At 46.9% G+C, this 2,805-nt stretch carries 4 protein-coding genes; all 4 read left to right on the top strand.

Annotated elements, in window-relative coordinates; genetic code table 11:
* Positions 1-24 precede the first annotated feature (24 nt).
* Complete coding sequence (locus AC1WIP_RS14205) at positions 25-1,299, top strand: DNA polymerase Y family protein (RefSeq protein WP_481142443.1); 1,275 nt, start codon at positions 25-27, stop codon at positions 1,297-1,299.
* Positions 1,300-1,317: 18 nt separating this feature from the next.
* On the top strand, positions 1,318-1,629 hold the full coding sequence (locus AC1WIP_RS14200) for a hypothetical protein (protein WP_481142442.1): 312 nt from the start codon (positions 1,318-1,320) through the stop codon (positions 1,627-1,629).
* A gap of 27 nt (positions 1,630-1,656) precedes the next feature.
* Entirely contained in the window at positions 1,657-2,241 is a 585-nt protein-coding gene (locus AC1WIP_RS14195) for an SOS response-associated peptidase (protein WP_481142441.1), read from the top strand.
* Positions 2,242-2,484: 243 nt separating this feature from the next.
* A partial coding sequence (locus tag AC1WIP_RS14190) for a YjdF family protein (RefSeq protein WP_481142440.1) occupies positions 2,485-2,805 on the top strand: 321 nt, incomplete at its 3' end.

The raw sequence follows: 2,805 nt of genomic DNA, 5'->3' as shown, positions 1-2,805 counted from the left end.
TAATAAGAGAAAAAGGAGGCGAACATGAGTTTGGAAAGAAGAAACGTTATTTTTCATATTGATGTAAATTCCGCATTTCTGAGCTGGGAAGCTGTTTACCGCCTCCACCATTTAGGCGGGAAGGAGGATCTGCGGGAAAAGGTGTCTGCGGTTGGCGGTGATATGGCAATGCGGCACGGAATTATATTGGCGAAATCTATTCCGGCTAAAAAGTTCCATATAAAAACGGGAGAAACTATTCTGGAGGCGAAACAGAAATGTCCGGAGTTGATTTTGGTTCCACCCAATTATAACCTGTATGAGAAATGCTCCAAGGCATTTATGGATATCCTGCGCCGGTATTCTCCAACCGTAGAGCAATACTCGATAGACGAAGCATTTGTGGATATGACAGGTACGGAAGGACTCTGGGGCGATCCGGTGACGGCAGCATACAGGATGAAAGATCAAATCCGGGATACGCTGGGATTTACCGTCAATATCGGGATCTCGGAGAACAAGCTGCTGGCCAAGATGGCATCAGATTTCCAGAAGCCAGACCGGGTGCATACGCTGTGGCATAATGAGATTGAAGATAAAATGTGGCCGCTTCCGGTGAGTGATTTGTTCTTTGTAGGCAGGGCGACTGCAAAAAAGCTGTTTAACCTGGGGATCCATACCATAGGGGAACTGGCCCATGCGGAGCCGCATCTGCTGAAAGTCCATCTGAAAAAGCACGGGGAGGTCATCTGGGCGTTTGCCAACGGGATGGATGTATCCGTGGTACAGTCGGAAGCCCCGGCCAATAAAGGATACGGGAACTCCACCACCATTGCCTTTGATGTAACGGATGCGTCCACTGCGAAGCTGGTGTTGTTGGCGTTGGCGGAGACGGTGGGAACCAGACTGCGGGCAGCAAAGGTGCGGGCGGAAGTGATTGCTGTGGGAATCAAATCTCATGACCTGCGTTATGCCAGCCACCAGATGACGCTGCGGAACACTACGAACATTACCATTGAGATCCATCGCTGTGCCTGCCAGCTTTTTGACCAATTATGGGATGGGACAGCCATCCGGCATCTGGGGATCCATACCAGCCGGGTAAAGGACGGTTTTAATATGCGCCAGTTAGATATGTTTGACACGACAGATTATGAAAAGCTGGAGAAAATGGATGCTGCGGTGGACCGGATCCGTGGACGGTATGGGATTGATTCGGTGAAGCGGGCGGCATTTGTGGGAAGTCCGATTGACCACATGAGCGGGGGCATCTCAAGGGAAAAAAGGACTGTTGATTATAAGAAAGTCAGGGTAAACTAGAGGTGAAGAAGTATGAGTATGGGGATAGGTACAAATACACAGAATCCCGATGAGGGGGAGTTGAAAAGGGATTTAGAAAAGATTGCCTGCGGTGTCTGGTTTACAAGCACCGGATCCGTCATGCCCAAATTGGTCAAGTACCAGGATGATGAAGGTCTGCTTCATACGATCAGTCAGATCCATGTACTGACACAGGAAAAGAAATACTACTGCGGCATCCCCATCCAGGAATACCGGTGCAGTACAGTTCTGGGAAATCAAGAGTATCTATTCCGGCTTTATTATTATCTGGAAGAAAATTGCTGGAAGATCAGTTGGGAAGGAATATAAGCCTGCAGGCGAAAGGAGAAAAAACCGATGTGTGGACGATATTATGTGGATGATGAGACTGCCAGGGAAATTGAGAAGCTGGTGCGGGATCTGGATAGGAAACTGCAGATAGAGCGCACCGGGGATGTATTCCCTTCGCAAAACGCTATGATCCTAAAGGGCAAGGAAAATCATCTGGCTGCAGAACAGATGAAATGGGGCTTTCCAGGGGTTGAGAAAGGAAAACTGCTGATCAATGCAAGGGCAGAAAGCGCCCTGGAGCGAAGAACCTTCCAGGACAGTGTGCAGCACAGGCGCTGCATCATTCCAGCTAAAGGTTTTTATGAATGGAATAAAAGCAAGGAGAAATTTTCATACGAGCGGAAGGACGCTCCGGTACTTTTCATGGCAGGATGCTATAGCTGGTATGAGGATCAGGTAAGGTTCGTCATTCTGACGACGGAAGCAAACCCTTCCGTGGCGCCGGTCCATAACCGGATGCCGCTGATCCTGGAGCCGGAGGAACTGAAAGACTGGGTGCTGGATGACGGGGCGACAGAGCATTTGCTGCATAAGACACCGGTGCTGTTAGAGGCACACGCAGAGTATGAGCAGATGAGATTATTTGAATAAGGTTGACGTGGTGTTAATAGTAAGAATTTGGTATAATTGAGATATCAACAAACGCTGAATTTGACGAATTAAGATAATCGTGCCATGTGGCTTGATTATAAATGCAAAGATAAAAACGCAATGTACATCAGAAATGTACTAGAGCTGGTAGGTAGCCCAGCCGTCCTATATTATATAGGGTAAGTAACCTGCCCCTCCGGGTTGTCCATTCTTTGTTCAACAATTATTTTAGGAGGGATTCTTATGGACAGAGTAAGTGGAAAGCTGACAGTATATTTTGAAGAACCATTTTGGGTAGGAGTATTTGAACGTATCGAAAGTGGTAAATTATCTGTGGCAAAAGTAACTTTTGGTGCAGAACCAAAAGATTACGAGGTGCATGAATATATTCAAAAATACTATTCCAGTTTGAAATTTAGTCCGGCTGTTGATGCTGTTGTAAAGGATATAAGAAGAAATCCGAAAAGGATGAAGCGTGAAGCGAAAAAGCAGATGCAGGAAACAGGCATTGGGACAAAATCGCAACAGGCATTGAAATTACAACAGGAACAGAACAAACAGGAG

The sequence above is a fragment of the Acetatifactor sp. genome (assembly GCF_982438285.1).
The sequence above is the reverse complement of the archived record's forward strand: the minus strand, read 5'-3'. Positions and strand labels throughout refer to the sequence as shown.